19 protein-coding genes and 1 riboswitch are annotated in these 21858 nt (G+C 74.3%); of the genes, 4 read left to right on the forward strand and 15 right to left on the reverse strand.

Annotation, left to right across the window (positions count from 1 at the left end):
- Positions 1 to 12 precede the first annotated feature (12 nt).
- Positions 13 to 173, reverse strand: a riboswitch (cobalamin riboswitch).
- A gap of 63 nt (positions 174 to 236) precedes the next feature.
- From ACFZDL_RS09435 to ACFZDL_RS09445, 3 genes are read left to right on the forward strand one after another with little or no spacing between them, the layout of a single operon-like run.
- On the forward strand, positions 237 to 2015 hold the full coding sequence (locus ACFZDL_RS09435) for a nitrite reductase (RefSeq protein WP_391190789.1): 1779 nt from the start codon (positions 237 to 239) through the stop codon (positions 2013 to 2015).
- Positions 2012 to 2653, forward strand: a complete 642-nt coding sequence (locus ACFZDL_RS09440; RefSeq protein ID WP_353589952.1) for a precorrin-8X methylmutase — start codon at positions 2012 to 2014, stop codon at positions 2651 to 2653. Before ACFZDL_RS09435 ends, ACFZDL_RS09440 begins: the two co-directional genes overlap by 4 nt.
- Positions 2650 to 4146: a precorrin-2 C(20)-methyltransferase gene (locus tag ACFZDL_RS09445; protein ID WP_353589953.1), complete on the forward strand. Its 1497-nt coding sequence runs from the start codon at positions 2650 to 2652 to the stop codon at positions 4144 to 4146. The genes ACFZDL_RS09440 and ACFZDL_RS09445 overlap by 4 nt, the downstream gene beginning before the upstream one ends.
- Before the next feature lie 32 nt (positions 4147 to 4178).
- Here the strand turns inward: ACFZDL_RS09445 and ACFZDL_RS09450 are convergent, their stop codons facing one another.
- A complete protein-coding gene (locus tag ACFZDL_RS09450) occupies positions 4179 to 4970 on the reverse strand; it encodes a cobalt-precorrin-6A reductase (protein ID WP_353589954.1) in 792 nt (263 codons plus the stop codon).
- A gap of 191 nt (positions 4971 to 5161) precedes the next feature.
- Between ACFZDL_RS09450 and ACFZDL_RS09455 the strand changes: the two genes are divergently transcribed.
- Complete coding sequence (locus ACFZDL_RS09455; protein WP_353589955.1) at positions 5162 to 6322, forward strand: cobalt-precorrin-5B (C(1))-methyltransferase; 1161 nt, start codon at positions 5162 to 5164, stop codon at positions 6320 to 6322.
- Positions 6323 to 6334: 12 nt separating this feature from the next.
- Here ACFZDL_RS09455 and cobM read toward each other — a convergent pair whose 3' ends face one another.
- From cobM to ACFZDL_RS09525, 14 genes are all read right to left on the reverse strand, one after another.
- Positions 6335 to 7078, reverse strand: coding sequence for a precorrin-4 C(11)-methyltransferase (gene cobM / locus ACFZDL_RS09460; RefSeq protein WP_353589956.1), 744 nt, complete (start codon positions 7076 to 7078; stop codon positions 6335 to 6337).
- Complete coding sequence (cbiE, locus tag ACFZDL_RS09465) at positions 7075 to 8400, reverse strand: precorrin-6y C5,15-methyltransferase (decarboxylating) subunit CbiE (RefSeq protein WP_353589957.1); 1326 nt, start codon at positions 8398 to 8400, stop codon at positions 7075 to 7077. Before cbiE ends, cobM begins: the two co-directional genes overlap by 4 nt.
- Positions 8401 to 8438: 38 nt before the next feature.
- Entirely contained in the window at positions 8439 to 9227 is a 789-nt protein-coding gene (locus tag ACFZDL_RS09470; protein ID WP_353589958.1) for an acyltransferase, read from the reverse strand.
- 37 nt (positions 9228 to 9264) lie between these two features.
- Complete coding sequence (locus ACFZDL_RS09475) at positions 9265 to 9996, reverse strand: (2Fe-2S)-binding protein (protein WP_353589959.1); 732 nt, start codon at positions 9994 to 9996, stop codon at positions 9265 to 9267.
- A complete protein-coding gene (gene meaB / locus ACFZDL_RS09480; RefSeq protein WP_353589960.1) occupies positions 9989 to 11002 on the reverse strand; it encodes a methylmalonyl Co-A mutase-associated GTPase MeaB in 1014 nt (337 codons plus the stop codon). Before meaB ends, ACFZDL_RS09475 begins: the two co-directional genes overlap by 8 nt.
- Positions 11003 to 11006: 4 nt before the next feature.
- Entirely contained in the window at positions 11007 to 13166 is a 2160-nt protein-coding gene (gene scpA / locus ACFZDL_RS09485; protein WP_353590099.1) for a methylmalonyl-CoA mutase, read from the reverse strand.
- A 53-nt stretch (positions 13167 to 13219) separates the two neighbouring features.
- The gene (gene mutA, locus ACFZDL_RS09490; protein WP_353589961.1) at positions 13220 to 15106 is read right to left on the reverse strand and encodes a methylmalonyl-CoA mutase small subunit; all 1887 of its coding nucleotides are present in this window, start codon (positions 15104 to 15106) and stop codon (positions 13220 to 13222) included.
- A gap of 223 nt (positions 15107 to 15329) precedes the next feature.
- Positions 15330 to 16568: a cytochrome P450 gene (locus tag ACFZDL_RS09495; RefSeq protein WP_353589962.1), complete on the reverse strand. Its 1239-nt coding sequence runs from the start codon at positions 16566 to 16568 to the stop codon at positions 15330 to 15332.
- A gap of 196 nt (positions 16569 to 16764) precedes the next feature.
- Complete coding sequence (locus tag ACFZDL_RS09500; RefSeq protein ID WP_353589963.1) at positions 16765 to 17955, reverse strand: MAB_1171c family putative transporter; 1191 nt, start codon at positions 17953 to 17955, stop codon at positions 16765 to 16767.
- Positions 17948 to 18622, reverse strand: coding sequence for a hypothetical protein (locus ACFZDL_RS09505; protein ID WP_353589964.1), 675 nt, complete (start codon positions 18620 to 18622; stop codon positions 17948 to 17950). The genes ACFZDL_RS09500 and ACFZDL_RS09505 overlap by 8 nt, the downstream gene beginning before the upstream one ends.
- Positions 18609 to 19136 (reverse strand): helix-turn-helix transcriptional regulator, encoded by a 528-nt coding sequence (locus ACFZDL_RS09510; RefSeq protein ID WP_353589965.1) that lies wholly within the window; start codon positions 19134 to 19136, stop codon positions 18609 to 18611. Before ACFZDL_RS09510 ends, ACFZDL_RS09505 begins: the two co-directional genes overlap by 14 nt.
- Positions 19137 to 19368: 232 nt before the next feature.
- The gene (locus ACFZDL_RS09515; protein WP_353590109.1) at positions 19369 to 19539 is read right to left on the reverse strand and encodes a hypothetical protein; all 171 of its coding nucleotides are present in this window, start codon (positions 19537 to 19539) and stop codon (positions 19369 to 19371) included.
- A 183-nt stretch (positions 19540 to 19722) separates the two neighbouring features.
- Positions 19723 to 20994: an MFS transporter gene (locus tag ACFZDL_RS09520; RefSeq protein ID WP_353589966.1), complete on the reverse strand. Its 1272-nt coding sequence runs from the start codon at positions 20992 to 20994 to the stop codon at positions 19723 to 19725.
- A gap of 119 nt (positions 20995 to 21113) precedes the next feature.
- Positions 21114 to 21617, reverse strand: coding sequence for a MarR family transcriptional regulator (locus tag ACFZDL_RS09525; RefSeq protein WP_353589967.1), 504 nt, complete (start codon positions 21615 to 21617; stop codon positions 21114 to 21116).
- Between the last annotated feature and the right edge of the window lie 241 nt (positions 21618 to 21858).

The raw sequence follows: 21858 nt of genomic DNA on the forward strand, positions 1-21858 counted from the left end.
CGGGGTCCGCGCCCCGGGCGGGTTGAAGACGGCGGGAGTTCCTGGCTCGCGCGGCCGTCGCATACCGGCTGCCGCGCTCACAGTGGCGGGACCGCGCCGGATTTCCACCGGCTTCCTACCCTTTTTGCCGTCTTGTGTGGTGGCGGGCCGGGACCGACCCGCCGGTGAGCATAGTAGGCGCTCCTGACCTGCCGTGGGGCGGTGAGCGGGAGGCGATCGTCGGTATGCTCGCCGCCATGCCCCTCCCCCCGACAACCGCCCCACCAGGGGACGAAACCACCGTGCGCGGTCGCACCGACGCCTGCCCGGGGGCGCTGCGCCTGCACCCGGCGGACGACGGCGCGCTGGCCCGGGTACGCGTTCCGGCCGGGCTCCTGACGGCGCGTCAGGCCCTCGTGCTGTCGCTCGCGGCCGAGGAGTTGGGGGACGGCCGGCTGGACCTCACCTCCCGGGGCAATCTTCAGCTGCGCGGTCTCGACGCGGGGTGCGCGGCCGGGCTCGCGGAGCGGCTGCGGACGGCCGGACTGCTCCCGTCGGACCGGCACGACCGGGTGCGCAACGTCGTGGCGTCCCCGCTGTCCGGGCTGGACGGGGCGGGGTACGCGGACGTCTCGGCGTGGGCGAGGGAGCTGGACGCCCTGCTGTGCGACGACGAGCCCGAGGGTTCCGGATTCGCCGAACTGGCGCAGCTCTCGGGCCGGTTCCTGTTCGCGCTCGACGACGGGCGGGGCGATGTGGCGGCGCTGGGCGCGGATGTGACATTGATCGCAGCACCGGACGGCGAGGCGCTGCTGCGGCTTGGCTCCGCCGGGGGCCATGAACCGGCCGCCCCGGGCACGCGCCCGGACCCCGGGGAGTGCGCGGCAGATGCCCGCGGCGCGCCGGGTGCGCCCGGCGTGGCGGACAGCTGCGGCGCGGCGGACACTCCTGGCCCGGCGGACGCCCGCGGCACGACGGCCGTCCCGGCACGCCGGGACGGCCGGGCGGAGCCCGATGGCGACACGCCGGACCCTGCGCGGCCCCTCGCCCACCCCGGCCCCCCGCACGGACCCGGGAACGGCGGTCCGGAGGCCTCGTCCAGGCCGGGCGGCGGGACCGTAGGCGCTGAGCTCCGGGTGCGGGCCGAGGACGCGCCTCGTGCGGCGGCGGTGGCCGCCGTGGCGTTTCTCGACGCGGTGCGCGCGAGTGGCACGCGGATCTGGCGCGTCCGTGAGCTGCCGGCCCGACACGCCGTGACGGCGGACGGGTTGGCGCGGCGACTCGCCGAAGCGGGGGTCCGGTTCGCGGGCCTCGGTCCTGTCTCCGGGGTCGCTGGGGCGCAGACCTCGGCGACTGACGCCGCAGGGGTCCACAGTGGCAGCGAGCGCCCCGCCGTGGCCGGTCCCACGTACGGCCCGCCGCCGGCCACGGGGCGAGGCGTCGCGGGCACGCGGGGGCCGGGAAGCCAGGAGCCGCCCGCGATCGGGCTCGTCGCCGGGCCGGACGGGCGGTGCGCGGTGTCGATCGCCGCTCCGCTGGGGCGGCTCAGCGCCGCTCAGTGGCGGCTGCTCGCCAAGGTCGCCTCCCAGGGCGGCTCGGGCGAGCTGCGTGTGACACCCTGGCGCGGCGTGGTGCTGCCCGGTTTCTCCCCGGACGGCGCCGAAGCCGCGCTGCGGGAGCTCGCCGACGCCGGGCTGGTGACCGCGCCGGACTCCCCCTGGCTCGGGGTCGGCGCGTGTACGGGCCGACCGGGCTGCGCCAAGTCCCTGGCCGATGTGCGTGCCGAGGCGGGGCGCGCGGTGGCGGGCGGGGCGTCCGGCAACGGCCTACCGGGCCGGCCGCGGGGCCGGCTGCCTGCGTATTTCTCCGGCTGCGAGCGGCGCTGCGGCCACCCCGGCGGCCGGTGGGTCGACGTACTGGCGACGGGCGACGGCTACCAGGTCACCGTACGAGGCGCCACAGGGGCCGCGCGGGGCGTGGACGTGACAGCAGAGCAAGTGGCCGGCGCCGTGGCGGCGGCCCGTGGAACGACATGATCGAGGACACAGTGTTCGACTACGAGAAGGACGGCGCGGCCATATACCGCGCCTCCTTTGCCACCATCCGCGCCGAGGCCGACTTGGGCGCTCTGCCCGCCGACGTCAGCCAGGTCGCGGTGCGGATGATCCACGCCTGCGGGATGGTCGACCTCGTCCAGGACCTCGCGTACACCCCCCAGGTGGTCGCCCGCGCCCGCGCCGCCCTGCGCGCCGGCGCGCCCGTGCTCTGCGACGCGCACATGGTGGCCAGCGGCGTCACCCGCAAGCGGCTGCCCGCGGACAACGACGTGGTGTGCACCCTGTCCGACCCCACCGTTCCCGAACTGGCCCGCAAGATGGGCACCACGCGCAGCGCCGCCGCACTGGAGCTGTGGCGGGACCGGCTGGAGGGCGCGGTGGTGGCCATCGGCAACGCGCCCACGGCGCTGTTCCGCCTGCTGGAGATGGTCGAGACGGGCGCGCCGCGCCCGGCCGCCGTCATCGGCGTCCCGGTCGGCTTCATCGGCGCCGCCGAGTCCAAGGACGCGCTGGCCGGGCATCCGGCCGCGCTCGACCACCTGGTGGTGCGCGGCCGGCGTGGCGGCAGCGCCATCGCCGCGGCCGCGGTCAACGCGATTGCGAGCGAGGAAGAGTGAGCGAGCAGCACACCGGCCGGCTCTACGGCGTGGGTCTTGGCCCCGGCGATCCCTCGCTGATGACCGTACGCGCCGTGGAGGTCATCGCCGAGGCCGATGTCGTCGCGTACCACAGCGCCCGGCACGGCCGCAGCATCGCGCGCTCCATCGCCGAGCGCCATCTGCGGCCCGACCACATCGAGGAGCGGCTGGTCTACCCGGTCACCACCGAGGCCACCGACCACCCCGGCGGCTACCGCGGCGCGATGGAGGAGTTCTACGCGGACGCCGCGGCCCGGCTGGCCGCCCACCTGGACGCGGGGCGCACGGTCGCGGTGCTCGCCGAGGGCGACCCGCTCTTCTACGGCTCGTACATGCACATGCACAAGCGCCTGGCCGACCGCTACCCCACCGAGGTCGTCCCCGGCGTCACCTCCGTGAGCGCCGCCGCCGCCCGGATCGGAGCTCCGCTGGTGGAGGGCGAGGAGGTGCTGACCGTGCTGCCCGGCACGCTCCCGGAGGAGGAGTTGACGGCCCGCCTGGCCTCGACCGACTCGGCCGCCGTGATGAAACTCGGCCGCACCTTCCCGGCGGTGCGCCGGGCGCTGGAGCGCTCGGGGCGGCTGGCGGAGGCCCGGTACGTGGAGCGGGCCACGATGGGCGCGGAGCGCGTGGCGCCGCTGGCCGACGTGGACCCCGAATCGGTGCCCTACTTCTCGATGGCGGTGCTGCCGAGCCGGATCGACGCGCAGGCCCCGGCCGGCCGCGGCGAGGTCGTGGTGGTGGGCCTCGGCCCGGCGGGACCGCTGTGGCTGACCCCCGAGGCACGGGGCGAACTGGCCGCCGCCGAGGACCTGGTCGGCTACACCACCTATCTGGACCGGGTGCCGGTGCGCCCGGGGCAGCGCCGGCACGCCTCCGACAACAAGGTGGAGGCCGAGCGCGCCGAGTTCGCGCTCGACCTGGCCCGGCACGGACGGCGGGTCGCCGTGGTCTCCTCAGGCGATCCGGGCGTCTTCGCCATGGCCACCGCCGTGCTGGAGGCGGCGGCCGAGGACCCGTACCGCGAGGTGCCGGTCCGGGTGGTGCCCGGCATGACCGCGGCCCACGCGGCCGCGGCCCGCGCGGGCGCCCCGCTCGGCCACGACTACGCGGTGATCTCCCTGTCGGACCGGCTCAAGCCCTGGGAGGTCATCGCCGAGCGGCTGCGCGCAGCCGCCGCGGCCGACCTGGTGCTCGCCCTGTACAACCCCGGCTCGCGCAGCCGCATCTGGCAGGTCGGCAAGGCGCGCGAACTGCTGCTCGAACACCGCGCGCCGGACACGCCCGTGGTCCTCGGCCGGGACGTGGGCGGCCCCGAGGAGCGGATACGCATCGTCAGACTGGCCGATCTCGACCCGGCCCAGGTCGACATGCGCACCATCCTGCTGGTCGGCTCCTCCCAGACCCGCACCGCCCGGCGCGGCGACGGCACCGAGATCGTCTGGACGCCACGCCGCTACCCGGAGCGCTGACCAGCCGGGCACGCGGTCAGCAGGTCAGCAGGTCAGCCGAGCGTGGTGCTCAGCCAGGCCAGGGCGGCCGCCGGGTCGGGTACGACGGGCACGCCGTCCGGGGCCGCGGGGCGCCGGACGACGACGACCGGCAGCCCGGCCTCCCGCGCCGCGGTGAGCTTGGCGGCGGTGGCACCGGCACCGCTGTCCTTGGTGACCACGACGTCGATGCGGTGGCGGCGCAGCAGCTCCGCCTCCCCCGCCACCGTGAACGGACCGCGGTCCAGCACCACTTCCATGTGCGGCGGGGCCGGCGGCTCGGGCGCGTCGACGGAGCGGACCAGGAACCACTGCTCGGTCAGATGGGCGAAGGCGGCCAGGCCCATCCGCCCGGTGGTGAGGAAGATCCGCCGCCCCAGGGCGGGCAGCAGCCCGGCCGCCTCGTCCAGCGACCCCGCCCAGTGCCACCGGTCCCCCGGGCCCGGCACCCAGCCGGGGCGGCGCAGGGCGAGCAGGGGAACATGGGCCGTGGCGGCCGCCCGGGCCGCGTTGAAACTGATCGTGCCGGCGAAAGGATGGGTGGCGTCGATGACCGCGTCCACCTGCTGCTCGCGCAGCCAGCGAACCAGGCCCTCAAAGCCCCCGAATCCGCCGATCCGCACCTGCCCGGCCGGCAGCCGCGGCTCGGCGACCCGCCCGGCCAGCGAGCTGGTGACGCACAGCCCGGGGGTATCGGCCACGTCGGCGGCCAGTCGGCGCGCCTCGGTGGTGCCGCCGAGGATGAGCACATGGCGGGGCCGGCGCGGCCGGGGTCCTGGGGCGGCCTCCGCCGGGGTCGGTGTCATCGGGTGCCTTCCGTGGTGCGTGGTGCCGTGCCGGTCCGCGGCCGGCCGGCCGCGCCCGGTCAACCCTCCCATGGCCGTGGCCGGCCGCGCGGCGCCGGGCCTCTCCGGCGGGCCAGGGGTGAGTGCCGCCGGACGGTCCCCGGGCCGCGCCCGGCGCGGGGCCGGCGCTTGGACGAGAGGCGGAGCTTCCCGTGGCTGAGCGGATATCGAAGGACGGGACCGCCCCGGCCGGGGGCCGCGGCGCGCAGCTGGCGCGTTCGGGGCTGCGGCACGGCTGGACCACCGGGGCGTGTGCGACGGCGGCGGCGACGGCCGCGTACACCGCGCTGCTCAGCGCGGAGTTCCCCGATCCGGTGACCATCGAACTGCCGAGGGGGCAGCGGCCCGCGTTCGCGCTCGCGGGCGAGGAGCTGACGGCGGGCCGGGCGATGGCCGCGGTGGTCAAGGACGCGGGTGACGATCCGGATGTCACGCACGGCGCGGTGGTACGCGCCACGGTGCGGCTGCTGCCGCCCGGCAGCGGTGTGGTCTTCCGGGCCGGGCCCGGCGTGGGCACGGTGACCCGTCCCGGGCTGCCGCTCGCGGTCGGCGAGCCCGCGATCAACCCGGTGCCCCGGCAGATGATGCGCGATCACATCGCGTCGGTGGCGGCCCGGCTCGGCGGCACCGGCGACGCCGAGGTCGAGATCGCGGTGGACCACGGCAAGGAGATCGCCCGCAGCACCTGGAACCCGCGTCTGGGCATCCTCGGCGGGCTGTCGATCCTCGGGACGACGGGCATCGTGGTGCCGTACTCCTGCTCGGCGTGGATCGACAGCATCCGGCGCGGGGTGGATGTGGCGCGCGCGGCGGGGCGTCGGCATGTGGCGGGGTGTACGGGCGCGACCTCGGAGAAGGTCGCGACGGCCGAACACGGGCTGCCGCAGGACGCGCTGCTTGACATGGGGGACTTCGCGGGGGCGGTGCTCAAGTATCTGCGCCGTCATCCGGTGGACCGGCTGACCGTCGCCGGGGGCTTCGCCAAGCTCTCCAAGCTCGCGGCGGGCCATCTGGATCTGCACTCCTCCCGCTCGCAGGTGGACAAGGCCTTCCTCGCCGAACTCGCCCGCCGCGGCGGCGCCGACGAGGAGCTGGCGGCGGCGGTGGCGGCGGCCAACACCGGCCTGCAGACGATGCAGCTGTGCGCGGCGCGCGGGGTGCCGCTCGGCGATCTGGTCGCGGCGGCGGCCCGGGAGACGGCGCTCGGGGTGCTGCGCGGGGCGCCGGTGGCCGTGGACGTCCTCTGCGTCGATCGCGCGGGCACGATCGTGGGCCGCGCGGCGGCCCGGGGCCCTGGGGGAACGGCCACCTGACGCTCCCGGGGGCTACGAACGCTCCCGCGCCGCCGAGTACAGGTGGCTGTCGCGGAACTGCTCCGCGCCCAGTGTGCGGCCCACCATGATGACCGCGGTGCGCACCACGCCCGCCTCCTTCACGCGGTCCGCGATGTCGCCGAGGGTGCCGCGCAGCACCAGTTCGTCGGGGCGGCTGGCCCGGGCGACCACCGCCGCGGGGCAGTCGGCGCCGTAGTGCGGGAGGAGTTCGGCCACCACCCGGTCCACGTACCGGGCGGCGAGGTGCAGCACGATCAGCGCCCGGCTGCGGCCGAGGGTGGCGAGGTCCTCGCCGTCCGGCATGGGGGTGGCCTGCTGGGCGACGCGGGTGAGGACGACGGTCTGGCCGACGGTCGGCACGGTCAGCTCGCGCCCCAGCGCCGCCGCCGCGGCGGCGAACGCGGGGACGCCGGGGATCACCTCGTACGGCACGCCGTGCGCGTCCAGCCGCCGCATCTGCTCGGCGACGGCGCTGAACACCGACGGGTCGCCGGAGTGCAGCCGGGCCACGTCCTCGCCCGCCCGGTGGGCCCGGACCAGCTCGTCGGTGATCTGGTCGAGGTTGAGCCGGGCGGTGTCGACCAGGCGGGCGTCCGGCGGGCACTCGGTGAGGAGTTCGCGCGGCACCAGGCTGCCCGCGTACAGGCACACCCGGCAGCGGGCGAGGGTGCGGGCGCCGCGCACGGTGATCAGGTCGGCGGCGCCGGGGCCCGCGCCGATGAAGTACACGGTCATGGGGCAGTCTCTCCTTCGGCCGCTTCGACCGCGGCTTTGGTCACATGCTCGGCCGCGGGTCCGGCCACAGCTCCGGCCGCGCCTTCGGCCGCGTGCTCGGCCGCGGGTTTGACCGCGGCCCACTGGGTGACCGGCATCGCCTGCCGCCACCCGGTGAAGCCGCCGACCGGGGCGGCGTGCGCGACGGCGAGCCGCACCAGCTCCCCGCCGTACCGCCGGTACCAGTGGGCGAGCAGCGCCTCCGACTCCAGCGTCACGGTGTTCGCGACGAGCCGCCCGCCGGTGGGCAGCGCCGCCCAGCAGGCCTCCAGCAGACCGGGCGCGGTCAGGCCGCCGCCGATGAACACCGCGTCGGGGGTGGGCAGTCCGGTCAGGGCGTCCGGGGCGGCGCCGGTGACGACGCGCAACCCCGGCACCCCGAGCGCGGCGGCGTTGCGGCCGATGCGCGTCGCCCGTACGGGGTCCCGCTCGACGGACACCGCGGCGCAACCGCGGTGCGTACGCATCCACTCCACGGCGATCGAGCCGGAGCCGCCGCCGACGTCCCACAGCAGCTCTCCGGGGGCGGGGGCCAGCGCGGCGAGCGTGGCGGCGCGCACATGGCGCTTGGTCAGCTGGCCGTCGTGTTCGTACGCCTGGTCCGGCAGTCCGGGGACGGCGGACAGGCGCAGCGTGTCCGCGGCGGGGGCGCATACGACGGCGATGACGTTGAGGGGGTCGCCGGGCGCGTGGTGCCAGTGGTCGGCGGTGCCTTCGAGGTGCCGTTCGCGCTCGCCGCCCAGCTGCTCCAGGACCCGCATCCGGCTGGGGCCGAAGCCGCGGTCGCGCAGCAGCGCGGCGACCTCGGCGGGGGTGGCGGCGCCCGCGCTGAGGACGAGCAGCCGCCGCCGGGCGTGCAGGGCGCGGGCCAGGGAGGCGAGGGGCCGTCCGACGAGGCTGATCACCTCGGTCTCCTCCACCGCCCAGCCCAGCCGGGCACAGGCCTGGGACACGGACGACGGGTGGGGCAGCACCCGCAGCCGGTCGGCGCCCAACTCCTCGGCCAGGGCGCGGCCGATGCCGAAGAACATGGGGTCGCCGCTGGCCAGCACGGACACCCGCCGCCCGGCGTACGCCGCGAACAGCCCCGGCACGGCGGGCCGCAGCGGCGACGGCCACGGCACGCGTTCGGCGGGGCACTCCGGTGGCAGCAGCTCCAGTTGGCGGTGTCCGCCGATGACCACCTCGGCCGCGCGCAGCGCCTCCCGGCCCGCGGGACCGAGCCCGTCCCAGCCGTCGGCGCCGATGCCGATCACGGTCACGGGGGAAGGGGGCGGGCTCACAGGTGATACCTCAATGGTCGGGGACAGTCACCGAAACTCTACTGACCTGCTACGACGTCCGTGTCCCCGGCTCCGGCCGGCCCGCGTTCCCCCGCTCGCTCCTGCTCGGCGAGGGCGAGCAGTTGCTCGACGGTCGTGTCCTCGCTGATCGGCACCGGGGCGGGGGTGCGCAGCGGCGGCTGCCAGCCGGATTCCGGGGCCCAGCGGCGTACGATCCGCGCGGGTGCCCCGGCCACCACGGCGTGATCGGGGAACTCGCCCCGTACGACCGCGCCCGCCGCGACCACCACGTTGCGGCCCAGCCGCGCCCCCGGCAGGATCACCGCGCCCGCGCCCAGCCAGCTGCCGGAGCCGATGTGGACGGGGGCCGAGCGCGGCCACTGCCGGCCTATGGGCTGGTCCGGGTCGTCGTAGGAGTGGTTGTCGCTGGTCACATAGACGTACGGGCCGCAGAAGACGTCGTCGCCGAACTCCACGGTCCGGGAGGCGACCACATGGCTGCCGCGGCCCAGGACCACGCCGTTGCCGAGCCGCAGGACGGGGTCCGGGCCCAGGTCGAGGCCCGGCATCATGCCCGCGGTGAGTGTCACGTCCTGACCTATGACGCAGTGGTCGCCGAGCTGGATCCACGGTTCCCCGAAGATGGTGCCCTGGGGGAACGCGAGGCGGGTGCCGACGCCGAAGCGGCCGAAGCGGTAGGGGCCGGGGCGGTCGGCCGTCACCGCACCGGCCCGCTGTACGGCGCGCCATCCGCGGTGGACCAGGCGGGAGGTGAGGCGCCCGGACCAGCCCCTCCAGGATGAGAACAGGTTCTCGTTCTTCGGCATTCGCACACCGTATCGGCCCGCCGCGGGACCGTGTGACTCACACCGGCGCTCGGCGCAGTACGCAGTCGCCGCACAGGCCGCCGCCCGGCACCCGGTAGTAGAGACAGCAGGTGCGGCGCCGGAAGGCGGGCGGAGGGGAGGAAAGGGTGCCGGTGTCGCGCAGCGGCGGGTGGGCGAGCTGGGCACGGGCCAGCTCGGTGGCGCGCTCCGCCGCCTCCGGAAGGCCGTGCGCCCGGCACCAGTCGTGCAGGACCCGCAGCGAACCGGCCAGCGCCGAGGCGGCGTTCCCCCACAGCAGTCGCCCCGAGACCCGGTAGGCCCGGCTGACGGCGGCGTGCAGCGGCAGCAGATGGGGGTACGCGGCGTCGCCCACCTGACCGGCGAGCCCTCCGGGCTCCCCCATGACGGACGGCACGCCGGGCCACCACAGGTCGTCGGGGGCGGCGCGCCCGGGGTGCCACCACAGCCGGTCGGGGCGGAGGCTCGACACCATGCCGGTCAGGGCCGCCCGGCCGAGGGCGAGCGACCACACCCGGGCGGCGAGCCCCTGGAAGACGAGCGATGCGGCGACCCTCGGCTCGTCGGTGCGCAGGTTCGCGGCCACCGCCTCGACGCGGGCGCGCAGAAGCGGCGCGGCGGCCCCCTCGGGCGTGAGCCGGTACGCCTCGCCGATCAGCGCGTAACCCTGCTCGCGCGGATCTCCGGTGGCGGGGTCGGTGCGCAGGGCGAAGAACGGCCCCACCTCGGCCGGCGGCGGCGTGTCATCCATCGGCGTCGGCCGGCCTCCCGAACGCCTCCAGCAGCCGGTCGGCGGCCAGCGTCGCGGTCAGCGTGCCGTCGCGCACCTGCTGTTCGAGCACGGGGCCGAGCCGCCGCACATCGGGGTGTTCCCGCAGCCGGGTCAGCAGCTGGTCGCGGACCATGGACCAGGCCCAGTCGACCTGCTGGTCACGCCGCTTGGCGTCCAGCGCGCCGGCCGCCTCCAGCACCCGGCGGTGCTGCTCCAGCCGCTCCCACACCCCCTGAAGGCCGGTGCCCTCACGTGCGCTGCAGGTCAGCACCGGGGGGTTCCAGGGCGCGCCCGGGGGCTGCAGCAGCCGCAGCGCGCCCCTGAGTTCACGGGCGGCGGACTTGGCGTCGCGCTCGTGGGGGCCGTCGGCCTTGTTGATGGCGACGACGTCCGCGAGCTCCAGGACCCCCTTCTTGATGCCCTGGAGCTGGTCGCCGGTGCGGGCGAGGGAGAGCAGCAGGAAGGAGTCGACCATGCCCGCCACGGCGGTCTCCGACTGGCCCACGCCCACCGTCTCGACCAGCAGCACGTCGTAGCCCGCCGCCTCCATGACCACCATGGACTCGCGGGTGGCGCGGGCCACCCCGCCCAGCGTGCCCGCGCTGGGCGAGGGGCGGACGAAGGCGGCCGGGTCGACCGCCAGCCGCTCCATCCGGGTCTTGTCACCCAGGATGGAGCCGCCGGTGCGGCTGGAGGAGGGGTCGACGGCGAGCACCGCGACCTTGTGGCCGAGCCCGGTGAGCAGCGAGCCCAGGGCATCGATGAAGGTCGACTTGCCCACCCCCGGTACGCCGCTGATGCCCACCCGGCGCGCCCCGCCCGCGTGCGGCAGCAGTTCGATCAGCAGCCGCTGGGCGAGGTCGCGGTGGTCGGGGCGGGTGGACTCGACGAGCGTGATCGCGCGCGCGATGTAGGCGCGGGAGCCGTCGAGCACGCCCTTGGCGTAGGTGTCGATGTCGACAGTTCGTCTCTTCTTCTCCGGCATGGGCCTACAGCTCGTGGCCGAGGTCCGCGGCCAGCGTCTGGACCAGCTCGTACGCGGCGTCGGGGATGACCGTGCCGGGCAGGAAGACGGCGGCGGCTCCCGCCTCGTGCAGGGTCTGCACGTCCTGCGGCGGGATGACCCCGCCCACCACGACGGTGATGTCCTCCCGCCCCGCCTCGGCCAGTTGCTCGCGCAGCGCGGGCACCAGCGTCAGGTGGCCGGCCGCGAGCGAGGAGACGCCGACGATGTGCACATCGGCCTCGACCGCCTGCCGCGCGACCTCCTCGGGCGTCTGGAAGAGCGGGCCGACGTCCACGTCGAAACCCAGGTCGGCGAAGGCGGTGGCGATCACCTTCTGGCCGCGGTCATGCCCGTCCTGGCCCATCTTGGCGACCAGGATGCGCGGGCGGCGGCCCTCGGCCCGCTCGAACTCCTCGACCAGCGCCCGGGTGCGGTCCACGCCGGAGGACGGTCCTGCCTCGTCTCGGTACACACCGGCGATCGTACGGATCTGGCCGGAGTGGCGCCCGTACACCTTCTCCAGCGCGTCGGAGATCTCGCCGACCGTCGCCTTGGCGCGGGCCGCGTTCACGGCGAGCGCGAGGAGATTGCCCTCGAGGCCGGCGCCAGGGCCGGACTCGGCGGCCGCGGTGAGCGCGCGCAGCGCGTCCTGGCAGCCGGCCTCGTCGCGCTCGGCCCGCAGCCGGCGCAGCTTCTCGAACTGCTGGGCGCGGACGGCGGAGTTGTCGACCTTGAGGACGTCGATCTGCTCGTCGCTGTCGACACGGTACTTGTTGACGCCGATCACCGGCTGCCGCCCCGAGTCGATCCGCGCCTGGGTGCGCGCCGCGGCCTCCTCGACGCGCATCTTGGGGATACCGGCGTCGATGGCCTTGGCCATGCCGCCGGCGGCCTCGACCTCCTGGATGTGGAGCCAGGCGCGCCGGGCCAGGTCGTGGGTGAGCCGTTCCACATACGCGCTGCCGCCCCACGGGTCGATCACCCGGCAGGTACCGGACTCCTGCTGGAGCAGTATCTGGGTGTTGCGGGCGATGCGCGCGGAGAAGTCGGTGGGCAGCGCGAGGGCCTCGTCGAGGGCGTTGGTGTGCAGCGACTGGGTGTGGCCCTGGGTGGCGGCCATGGCCTCCACACAGGTGCGGGCCACGTTGTTGAACACGTCCTGGGCGGTCAGCGACCAGCCCGAGGTCTGCGAATGGGTGCGCAGCGACAGCGACTTGGGGTTCTTGGGGTCGAACTGGCCGACCAGCTTGGCCCACAGCAGCCGGGCCGCCCGCAGCTTGGCGATCTCCATGAAGAAGTTCATGCCGATCGCCCAGAAGAACGAGAGCCGGGGCGCGAAGGCGTCCACGTCCATCCCGGCGTCGAGCCCCGCGCGCAGATACTCCACGCCGTCGGCGAGGGTGTAGGCCAGCTCCAGGTCGGCCGTGGCGCCGGCTTCCTGGATGTGGTAGCCGGAGATGGAGATGGAGTTGTAGCGGGGCATCCGCTGCGAGGTGAAGGCGAAGATGTCGGAGATGATCCGCATCGACGGCTGCGGCGGATAGATGTAGGTGTTGCGGACCATGAACTCCTTGAGGATGTCGTTCTGGATGGTCCCGGCCAGCTTGTCGGGCGCCACGCCCTGTTCCTCGGCGGCGACGATGTAGAGCGCGAGGACGGGCAGCACCGCGCCGTTCATCGTCATCGACACGCTCATCCGGTCCAGCGGGATGCCGTCGAAGAGCTGCCGCATGTCGTAGATGGAGTCGATGGCCACGCCCGCCATGCCGACGTCGCCGGTGACTCTGGGGTGGTCGCTGTCGTAGCCGCGGTGGGTGGGCAGGTCGAAGGCGACCGACAGGCCCTTCTGGCCCGCGGCGAGGTTGCGGCGGTAGAAGGCGTTCGACTCCTCGGCGGTGGAGAAGCCCGCGTACTGGCGGATGGTCCAGGGCTGGTTGACATACATCGTCGGGTACGGGCCGCGCAGATACGGCGCGATGCCCGGGTAGGTGCCCAGGAAGTCGATGCCGGTCAGGTCCTCGGGCCCGTACAGCGGTTTGACCCCGATGCCCTCGGGGGTGTCCCACACCAGGTCCTCGACACCCTTGCCGGTGGCGCTCTGCAGCGCCTCCGTCCACGCCGCGGCACCCGCAGCGCCGGACACCTCCTCCGGTGTCCCGAGGTCGACCGTGGAGAAGTCAGGAATCCCGCTCACGGTCACGCCACTCCCATCGTCTCGAGGGCCGAGGTGAGCACCTCGACCGCGTCACACCCGGCGAAGACGAACGCGTCCACCCCGGCCCGCTGCAACTCCTCGCGCCGCTCACCGGGCCTGCCCGCCAGATAGACGCGCCGTGCTCCGGCGGCCTTCAGCCGCTCCGCCACGGCCACCGCCTCCTGCTCGTACACCGTGTCGCTCGAGCACAGACAGGCCACGCGGGCTCCGCTGGCGGCGAACGCCTCGGCGGCCGACTCCGCGTCGACCGTGGTGGGTTCGTGCACCGCCTCGATGCCGCCGGCCTGGAAGAGGTTGGCGGCGAACGCGGCGCGGGCGGTGTGCGCGGCCGCGGGGCCGAGCGCGGCCAGGAACACCCGGGGCCGGGTCCCCTCCGCCGCCAGGTGGGCGTCGGAGCGGGCGCGCAGCGCCTCGTACGCCTCGTCGCGGCGCACCCGGGGCAGGCCGCCGCCGGGCGGTACGGGGGCGGGCTCGCGCTCCACCGGCTGCTCGTCAAGGTTCGGGAACTCGCTGACGCCGGTGATCGGCTCCTTGCGGCGGGCGAGGTCCTTGGCGCGGCGCTCCCAGGTGGCGGCCAGCCGCCGCTCCACAAGACCGGAGGCGAGGGCCTGTCCCAGTCCCCCGGCGCGCTCGATCTCCTGGAAGAAGGCCCAGGCCGCCTTGGCCACGTCGTCGGTGAGGCTCTCGACGTACCAGGAGCCTCCGGCCGGGTCGATCACCCGCGCCAGGTGCGACTCCTCGAGCAGGATCGTGGAGGTGTTGCGGGCGATCCGGCGGGCGAAGTCGTCAGGCAGGCCGATCGCGGAGTCGAAGGGCAGCACGGTGACGGCGTCGGCCCCGCCCACCCCGGCGGCCAGGGCCGCGACGGTGGTGCGGAGCATGTTCACCCAGGGGTCGCGGCGGGTCATCATCACCGGGGAGGTCACCGCGTGCTGGCGCTGGGCCGCCGCCTGGGTGGGCGCGCCGCACACCTGCGCCACGCGCGCCCACAGCCGCCTGGCCGCGCGCAGCTTGGCGATGGTGAGGAACTGGTCGGCGGTGGCCGCGTAGCGGAACTCCAGCTGGCCGCAGGCCGCTTCGGCGGTCAGCGGCCCGGTGTCGGTCAGCGCCCGCAGATACTCCACGCCCGCGGCGAGCGAGCAGCCGAGCTCCTGCGCCACCGAGCCGCCGGCCTCGTGGTACGGCAGGGCGTCCACGGTGAAGGCCCGCACACCCGGGTGGTCGCGGTCGCAGAGCGCCGCGAGCTCGGTGGCGGCGGACAGGTGGGCCGCGAGGCCGGTGTGGCCACCGGTGCGGGCCGCCAGGCCCAGCGGGTCGGCGCCGAGGTTGCCGAGGGCCGCGCCCGGCGGCACCTGACGCTCGGCGTACAGCCGCAGCAGCGCGCGGGCGGCGTCGTCGAAGTCGGCGCCCGCGTCCAGGACGACGGGGGCGAGGTCGAGATAGACCCCCTTGAGGGCTTCGGGCAACGCCTCCACGGGCAGACCGGCCGCGCCGACCGCGAGCCACAGCGAACCGGCTCCGTTCTCCAGGTCCGCGAGTACCGCGCGGTTGGTGTGCCCGGGGTCGACGTGGGCGTGGCGCTGGCGTACGTCCCAGCCGGACACCGTGGAGCCCTGCGCCCTGCCGCCGCGTACGAAGGGGGCGAACCCGGGGTAGCCAGGGTCGGCGGGGGCGTCCTCCGCGGTGTAGAGGGGACGGACGGAGATCCCGTCCTCGAGCGCGGTGGACAGCGCCGCCGCGGCCTGCGCGCCCACGGCATCCACCGTGCCGGATTTGCGCAGCACCCCTTCGACGAGGTGGTGCCACTGGTCTCGGGTCGCCTCCGGGAACTCGGCGGCGAGCGGGAGGTCGTCAGGCAGGACCGTCATGGGAGGAGGCTAGTGCGAGGGCCTAAAGCGAAAGCAGTGTCTCCCCCTGTGACCTTGCTCTCTAGCCCAATCTCTAACCCTTCCGGCCCTGTGATGGCGTCTGAACGCCTTGGGACGACGAAGGCCCGCCCGGTGCGACGGGGGATGCACACCGGGCGGGCTCAGCACCTTTTTACCGCATCGAAGCGCAGTTATGCATCAAAAGCTTGTTCGCTTTCCCCCGCTACCACGCGACAGGAAGCGAGATCAAGCCACGTGCGCGAATCGTCGGCCGCCAGCGCAGCTGTGTGCGCGGAACGTCGAGACGCAGGCCCGGAGCGCGGCTCAACAGGGCGGTCAGGGCGGTTTCGGCCTCCAGACGAGCCAGCGGGGCGCCGAGGCAATAGTGGATTCCGTGACCGAAGGCAAGATGCCCCAATCGGCCAAAATCCGGATCAAGTCGGTCCGGTTCCCTGAAGTGGCCAGGGTCGCGGTTGGCGGAGGCCAGGGAGAGCAGCACGGTCTCCCCCGCCGGGACCGTCACCCCGCCGATCTCCACGTCCTCGAGCGGAAAGCGGCGGATCGCCAGCGGCGCCGGGCCGTCGTGGCGCGCGAACTCCTCGACCGCCGCCGCGATCGCGCCGGGCCGCTCGCGCAGCTCCCGCAGCAGCGGGGGGTGGTCGAGCAGCGCGAGCACCGCGTTGCCGATGAGGTGGGTCACGTTCTCGTACCCGGCCATCAGCAGCAGAAAGGCCAGCGAGGTCAGTTCGTCCTCGGTGAGCCGGTCGCTCCCCTCGCCTGCGCCACCTTGCCCGTCGTCCCGCACCGCGATCAGGTCGGAGAGCAGATCGTCACCGGGCTCCTCGCGTTTGCTCGCGATCAGGCCGGTGTAGAAACGCAGCATGCTGCCGACCGCCTCCTTCGCCAGGTGCGGCCGCGCCGGGTCGGGGGCGATGAGCGCGTCGCTCCAGGCGCGGAAGTCCCGCCGGTCCCGCTGGGGAACACCGAGCAGATCGCAGATCACGGTGATGGGCAGCGGTCCGGCGTACGCGGCGATCAGATCGGCCCGGCCGGCCGGCTCGACGGCGTCGAGGAGTGCGTCCGCGGCGCGCCGGACCGGCTCCCGCATCCGCTCGACGCGCCCGGGGGTGAAGGCCTTGACCACCAGCCGGCGCACCCGCGTGTGGTCCGGCGGGTCCATGTTCAGCAGATTGGCGTCCAGGGCGGGTGGCAGGGCGAACCCGCGGAAGTTGCCGGCCAGCGCGTTGCTCTTGTCCAGGGAGAGCCGGGGGTCGGCGAGCGCCCGCCGCACATCGTCGTAGCGGGTCACCAGCCACGCGGGCCGCCCGTCCGGACCCGGGATCCGGTGGACGGGGCCCGCCTCGCGCAGCTCGGCGTACGCGGCGTGCGGATCCTCCAGCAGCGCACGGGTGTCGAGCGGCTCCGGCGGGCCGGGAACAGCGGTGTTCGCGGTGTTCTGCATGGCTCCCGACTCTAGGGCCTGGTCCGTGAGGTCCGGTGGGTTGGAGCCAGTGTCTCGACACCGGCCTTCCGGCTCGGCCCGGGCAGGGTGAGACGTGTGGCCGAGAGGCGGCGCCGGGGCTGAATCTCCCCGGCGCCGCCCTGTGCCACGGGCGGCCCCGACCCCCGTCCAGGGCCACCTCGCTCTCGGTCCCCCTTCACTGCCGCTGGGCGGCGGTCCGTTCGCCCAGCTCCTCAAGCACCTCGTCGACCAGCGGCTGGTGGTACACGTCGGCGACGCGCGCCAGGTGCTCATGCTCCTGGTTCGGCCCGGCGCCCGTCTCCACCACCACGCTGTCAGCGCCGGGCACCGGCACGCGCCCGGCCGCTTGGTTCAGCAAACCGCGTCGGAGCGCCGTCGCCTCCATGAATGCAACAAGTTGCCAATCCCCGAGCCCGGCGGCACGGCCCTTGACACGGGCGATCTCCAGCGCATCGGCCTCCACATGGCGCCGGACACCGCGCTGTACGTCCCGGATCTCCGCCATCTGGCGGTTGGCCCGCCACTCCAGATCGGCGAAGGGCCACCAGCCGGCCCAGCGCGGACGGCCCATGGGCATGGCCACTTCGGGCGCCTGGGCGGTGACCTCGCGCCACAGGGGGTTCAGCCGGCGCAGCCTGCGCCAGGCGGAGGCGCGCGGCCCGAGCGCCGGGATGGCGAACCCGGCCAGGACCAGCAGGGCCGCGACCGAAGCGGTCAGCGGCGCCACGCCGTTGGACAGCCAGGGCAGGTCTCGGCCCGCCCACGAGAAGAGAAAGCCGATCACCTTGCAGGCGCAGTACGCCAGGCCCAGCCAGCACCCGGCGGCCAGCACCCGCAGCCCCCGGGCGAGCCAGGACCCGCGCAGGGTGGCCGCGTAGCGCCGGCACAGCACGCCGAGTCCGGCCAGGCCCGAACCGAAAATGGCCAGATACAGCACCAGGAAGATGACAACGCCCGGCGCGTCCGCGTAGGCGGTGGAGAAGTCGCGGGGGTGCTCGACGGCGTCGGGGCGGCCGGCGGCGAAGGCGACGACGGCGCCCGTCCACGCCACGCCGACGGCGGCCACCACCGTACGGGGCCGCACCGCCGACCCGGTCCAGCGCAGCATCAGCACCAGGGCGCCGGTGGCGAACACCACCACCGAGGAGTAGAGGAAGACCATGGCCAGGTTGGCCACGCCCACCAGGCGGTCGAACCAGCGGTAGACACTCGGCGCGGAGAGCAGGAACACATTCGCCACGCCGGCCGTCATGACGCAGGTCAGGCCGAGATCGGCGTTCTGCCGGTCGCGGAACCAGGCGCGCGCCTTGTACGCGACGATCGCCCACGCGGCGGCACCGAAGCACAGGTAGACCACGTCAAACACGCGCGCCCCCGTCCTCGCCGCCGTCCCCGGCGCCGCCTCCCTTGGCACCGGCTGTCCGCGCCTCGCGGACATGCCGCAGCGCGGGCCCGAGCGCGGCGGCGAGCTCGGCCGCCCGCCCCTCGAGCAGCAGCCCGTCGTCGGGCGGGGCCGGCACGACACGCTCCATGAGGAGGGTGCCCAGCACCTCGGTCTCCCGCTCGGTCAGGTCGTCGTAGCAGTGGTGGCGCGCGAAGTCCGCGGTCATCCCCAACCGGCGCATGGCGGTGGTGACATCGACCGACGGCGCCCACATGCGCAGCGCGTCCTCCGTGACGGCGGGGTCCTGGTCGTGGCCGAGCAGCAGATGCCCGACCTCGTGCAGCACGATATGGGTCTGGTGCCACGGGGACGTGCGCAGCTCGTAGAAGATCCAGAATCCCTCGTCGGTGCTGGCCGTCATGCCCGAGACCACGCCGCCCAGGCTCATCGGCACCAGGTGGACGGGGCGGCCCACACGGCTTGCCACGAGCTCGCACAGACCCGGCAGGTCGGTCGTGGCGGGCAGCCCGAGCTCCTTGATGAGCTGCTTGCACCGCCGCCGTATCCGCCCCACTCGCATGCCCGCACCGTCCTCGTCTCCGGTCCGCCGCCAGGATCGGAACAGCCGCTCCTGGTCACCGTCGGCCACTGGGCGCTCCGTCGTCGGGATCCCCCGGGCCACCCGCACCGCCGGTGTCGGCCGGGTCGGGCGGAAGGTTCATCTGCTGTCGGAACTGGGAGATGATGGCGGTCAGGCTGTCCTGCACCTCCGGTGGCAGGCCCACCGAGCGCAGCGCGATACCGCGCACCCGCTTGTCGCGCATCGCGACGAGGAACCGCACCTCTTCCTCGACCCGCTCGGCCTGCGAGGGGGACAGATCCCCCAGCAGATAGCCCACGGGCACGGCGAAGAACCTGGCCAGGGCCCGCAGCACGTCCGGGCTCGGGTTGGTGCGCTTGCCGTTGCGCAGCATGGACAGGTACTGCTCGGTCAGGCGGACCCCGCCGTACTCGTCGCCGCCGCTGATGGCCTCGGCCACATGCGCGTTGGTGTAAGGCGCGCCCGGCGGATGCATGGCGGCGAACAGGTAGTTGAGCCGCCGCGCCAGGGGGCTGCCGTCGGCGTCCGGCGCCCCAGGGGTCCCAGGGGTCCCCACTGCCATCCGCACCCCCTTCTGCTGGTCGCGGCGCGTTCACTCACGGTTGGTTAAGGCGGACTCGGCCGCGCGATGCATACTGCCATGGGCATCGGGCGGCGCACCAGCCCACCCCCGGCCGATCACGGCCGGGCGGACTTAACCACCAGTTGAGGAGCGCGGGCGGCGCCAGGGGCGCAAGAGGAAGAGGTCTTGTGCCGCCGCGTCCGGGCGCGTGAGTTCAGGGGCGCCCGCCGCGTCAGTCCACGCTCTGGAGGATGTGCGGCTCGGCCAGGTCGTCCTCGTACCCGGCGAGCCGGATCGGGGCCGACCTCGCCCAGACTTCCAGGCTGCCCACCTCCGTCGGCTCCGCGAACCGCTCGCGGTTCCTGATCAGCGAATCGTCGCTCTGTGTCTTCTCGGGGGTCACCGCACACTCCCTAGTGTCGGCTGAACCGGATGTGTCGCCAGGTTAACGAGATCCCGAACGCCGTGCGCGTTGATTCCCAAAGGGTGGACACCCTGTCCCGGGACCGCGGTCCGGTGGCCACCGGACCGCGCCGCGGCGCACCGGGCCACGAGGGGGGTGGGCGGGGGCCGCCGAACGGGTGGCTCAGCTCGCCGAGCCGACGTCCTCGGCGAGCGCGTCCCGCTCCAGCCGCTCCGCGCGGTTCTCGGCGGGGGTGTGCAGCGCCGCCTCGGCCGCCTGGGCCCGCTCGGCGTCGGCGAGCAGGGAGTGGCCGGTCGACAGGACGGCCAGGCCGACCAGGACCGCGGCCGCCCCGACGTAGAACGGCATATGCACGTCGTAGTGCTCGGCCAGCCGGCCGGCGGCGTACGGGGCCAGGCCACCGCCGATGAACCGGACGAAGCCGTAGGCGGCGGAGGCCACCGAGCGCTCGACCGGGGAGACGGTCATGACGGCCTGGGTGGTGATGGTGTTGTTCACGCCGATGAAGGCTCCGGCCGCGATCACCGCGGCGATCAGCGTCGTCCGGGACGAGGTGAACAACCCGATCACGAGGATGTCCAGGGCGAACAGCGCCAGGTTGACGTAGAGGGCGCGGGCTATGCCGAAACGGGCCTGGAGCCGGGGCGCGACGAAGACGGAGAAGACCGCGACCAGCACGCCCCAGCCGGTGAAGACATAGCCGAGCTCATGAGTGCCCAGCTCCATGGGGTACGGGGAGTAGCCGAGGACGGTGAAGAAGCCCCAGTTGTAGCAGAGCGCCATCAGGCCCATGGTGAGCAGCCCGCGGTGGCGGAGCGCCTTGAGCGGGTCGAGGAGCGAGGTGCGGCGGGCGGGGGTCGGGGTCGGCTGGACGAGGGTGAGGGTGGCGATCAGGGCGATCGCCATCAGCACGGCGACGCCGAAGAAGGGCCCGCGCCAGCTGATCCCGCCCAGCTCGCCGCCCAGGAGCGGGCCGACGGCGATACCGACGCCGAGGGCGGTCTCGTAGAGGATGATCGCCCCGGCGAAGCCGCCGCTCGCCGATCCGACGATCACGGCGAGCGATGTGGCGATAAACAGGGCGTTGCCCAGGCCCCAGCCCGCCCGGAAGCCGACGATGCCGCTGATGCTCCCGGACGCGCCCGCGAGCGCGCTGAACACCACGATGACCGCCAGGCCCGCCACCAGGGTCCGCTTGGCCCCGATACGGCTGGAGACGAAGCCGGTGAGCAGCATGGCGACGGCGGTGACCACCAGGTAGCTGGTGAACAGCAGCGACACCTGGCTCGGCGTGGCATGCAGCTGGCTGGACAGGGCGGGCAGGATGGGGTCGACGAGCCCGATGCCCATGAAGGAGATCACGCAGGCGAAGGCCACGGCCCATACGGCCTTCGGCTGCCGGAACGGGCTCGGGGCGCTGCTGTGAGCGGACAAGGTGTACTCCCGGATAGGAATGCGTTCTTTGAATGCGCTCTCGCGTGACGAGGTCGGGCGGCTCGCGGCGTGGTGACGGATCGTCACTTTCCCGGGGTCACAGAAGGTGTGACGGAAAGTCACCTCTCGGAGGGCGTGGCGGGCCGCCCGCCCGGAGCCGCCGCGCTCGCCACGAGGCGCCGCAGGGCGGGCGCGGCCGAGCCGACCGCGGCGGCGAGCGTCGCCTGATCCTCGGGCGGGAGCGCGGCCAGCAGGCCGGACAGGCGCGCGACACGGTCCCGGCGCCGCTCGGCGAGCAGCCGCCGCCCGGCGTCGGTGATGGACACGAGCACGGCCCGGCCGTCACCCGGGTCGGCGACCCGGGCCATCAGCCCCTGCTTGGTCAACCGCTGCACCAGCTGGGTCATGGCGGGCTGGCTCACCCCCTCGTCGACGGCGAGGGCGGTCAGCCGGGTGGGACCCTCGCGGGCCAGCCGGCCGAGGGCGGAGGCGGCGGTCATGCTGATGTCGCGCTTGCCCAGTTGCCGCACCGCGAGCACCGCCAGCTGCTCCAGGAGGTCGGCGATCTCCTCGCGCCGCTCGCGGCCGACGGGGCCGCCGTGCTCCATAGCTGCATCACCCATGTATTAATTTGTATCACGCACCTATATAAAGGGGGAAGCCCGGGCGCGCCGCCCGTCCGGCGCCCTGGGTTAAGGTCTCCTGCGCGCCGTACGCGCGCTGTTCACACCCGTGGGGGGACCGTGTCGATTTCGCGTGCCGTCAAGCCCGTCGCTCTGCTTCTGGCGGGGGTCTTGGTGTGCTGGGCCGTGGCCTTCCACTGGCTGGGGTGGTCCGCGCTGTCCAGTGAGTCGAACGGAGCGT

Origin of the sequence: Streptomyces sp. NPDC007917 (genome assembly GCF_042959105.1) — a bacterium.
Classification (GTDB): Bacteria; Actinomycetota; Actinomycetes; order Streptomycetales; family Streptomycetaceae; genus Streptomyces.

Excerpts from the sequence above, each read along its gene's own strand:
- ACFZDL_RS09435 (WP_391190789.1), top strand. The coding sequence starts at position 237 with ATGCCCCTCCCCCCGACAACCGCCCCACCAGGGGACGAAACCACCGTG.
- ACFZDL_RS09440 (WP_353589952.1), top strand. The coding sequence starts at position 2,012 with ATGATCGAGGACACAGTGTTCGACTACGAGAAGGACGGCGCGGCCATA.
- ACFZDL_RS09450 (WP_353589954.1), bottom strand. The coding sequence starts at position 4,970 with ATGACACCGACCCCGGCGGAGGCCGCCCCAGGACCCCGGCCGCGCCGG.
- cobM (WP_353589956.1), bottom strand. The coding sequence starts at position 7,078 with ATGACCGTGTACTTCATCGGCGCGGGCCCCGGCGCCGCCGACCTGATC.
- ACFZDL_RS09470 (WP_353589958.1), bottom strand. The coding sequence starts at position 9,227 with ATGCCGAAGAACGAGAACCTGTTCTCATCCTGGAGGGGCTGGTCCGGG.
- ACFZDL_RS09475 (WP_353589959.1), bottom strand. The coding sequence starts at position 9,996 with ATGGATGACACGCCGCCGCCGGCCGAGGTGGGGCCGTTCTTCGCCCTG.
- meaB (WP_353589960.1), bottom strand. The coding sequence starts at position 11,002 with ATGCCGGAGAAGAAGAGACGAACTGTCGACATCGACACCTACGCCAAG.
- mutA (WP_353589961.1), bottom strand. The coding sequence starts at position 15,106 with ATGACGGTCCTGCCTGACGACCTCCCGCTCGCCGCCGAGTTCCCGGAG.
- ACFZDL_RS09495 (WP_353589962.1), bottom strand. The coding sequence starts at position 16,568 with ATGCAGAACACCGCGAACACCGCTGTTCCCGGCCCGCCGGAGCCGCTC.
- ACFZDL_RS09510 (WP_353589965.1), bottom strand. The coding sequence starts at position 19,136 with ATGGCAGTGGGGACCCCTGGGACCCCTGGGGCGCCGGACGCCGACGGC.
- ACFZDL_RS09525 (WP_353589967.1), bottom strand. The coding sequence starts at position 21,617 with ATGGGTGATGCAGCTATGGAGCACGGCGGCCCCGTCGGCCGCGAGCGG.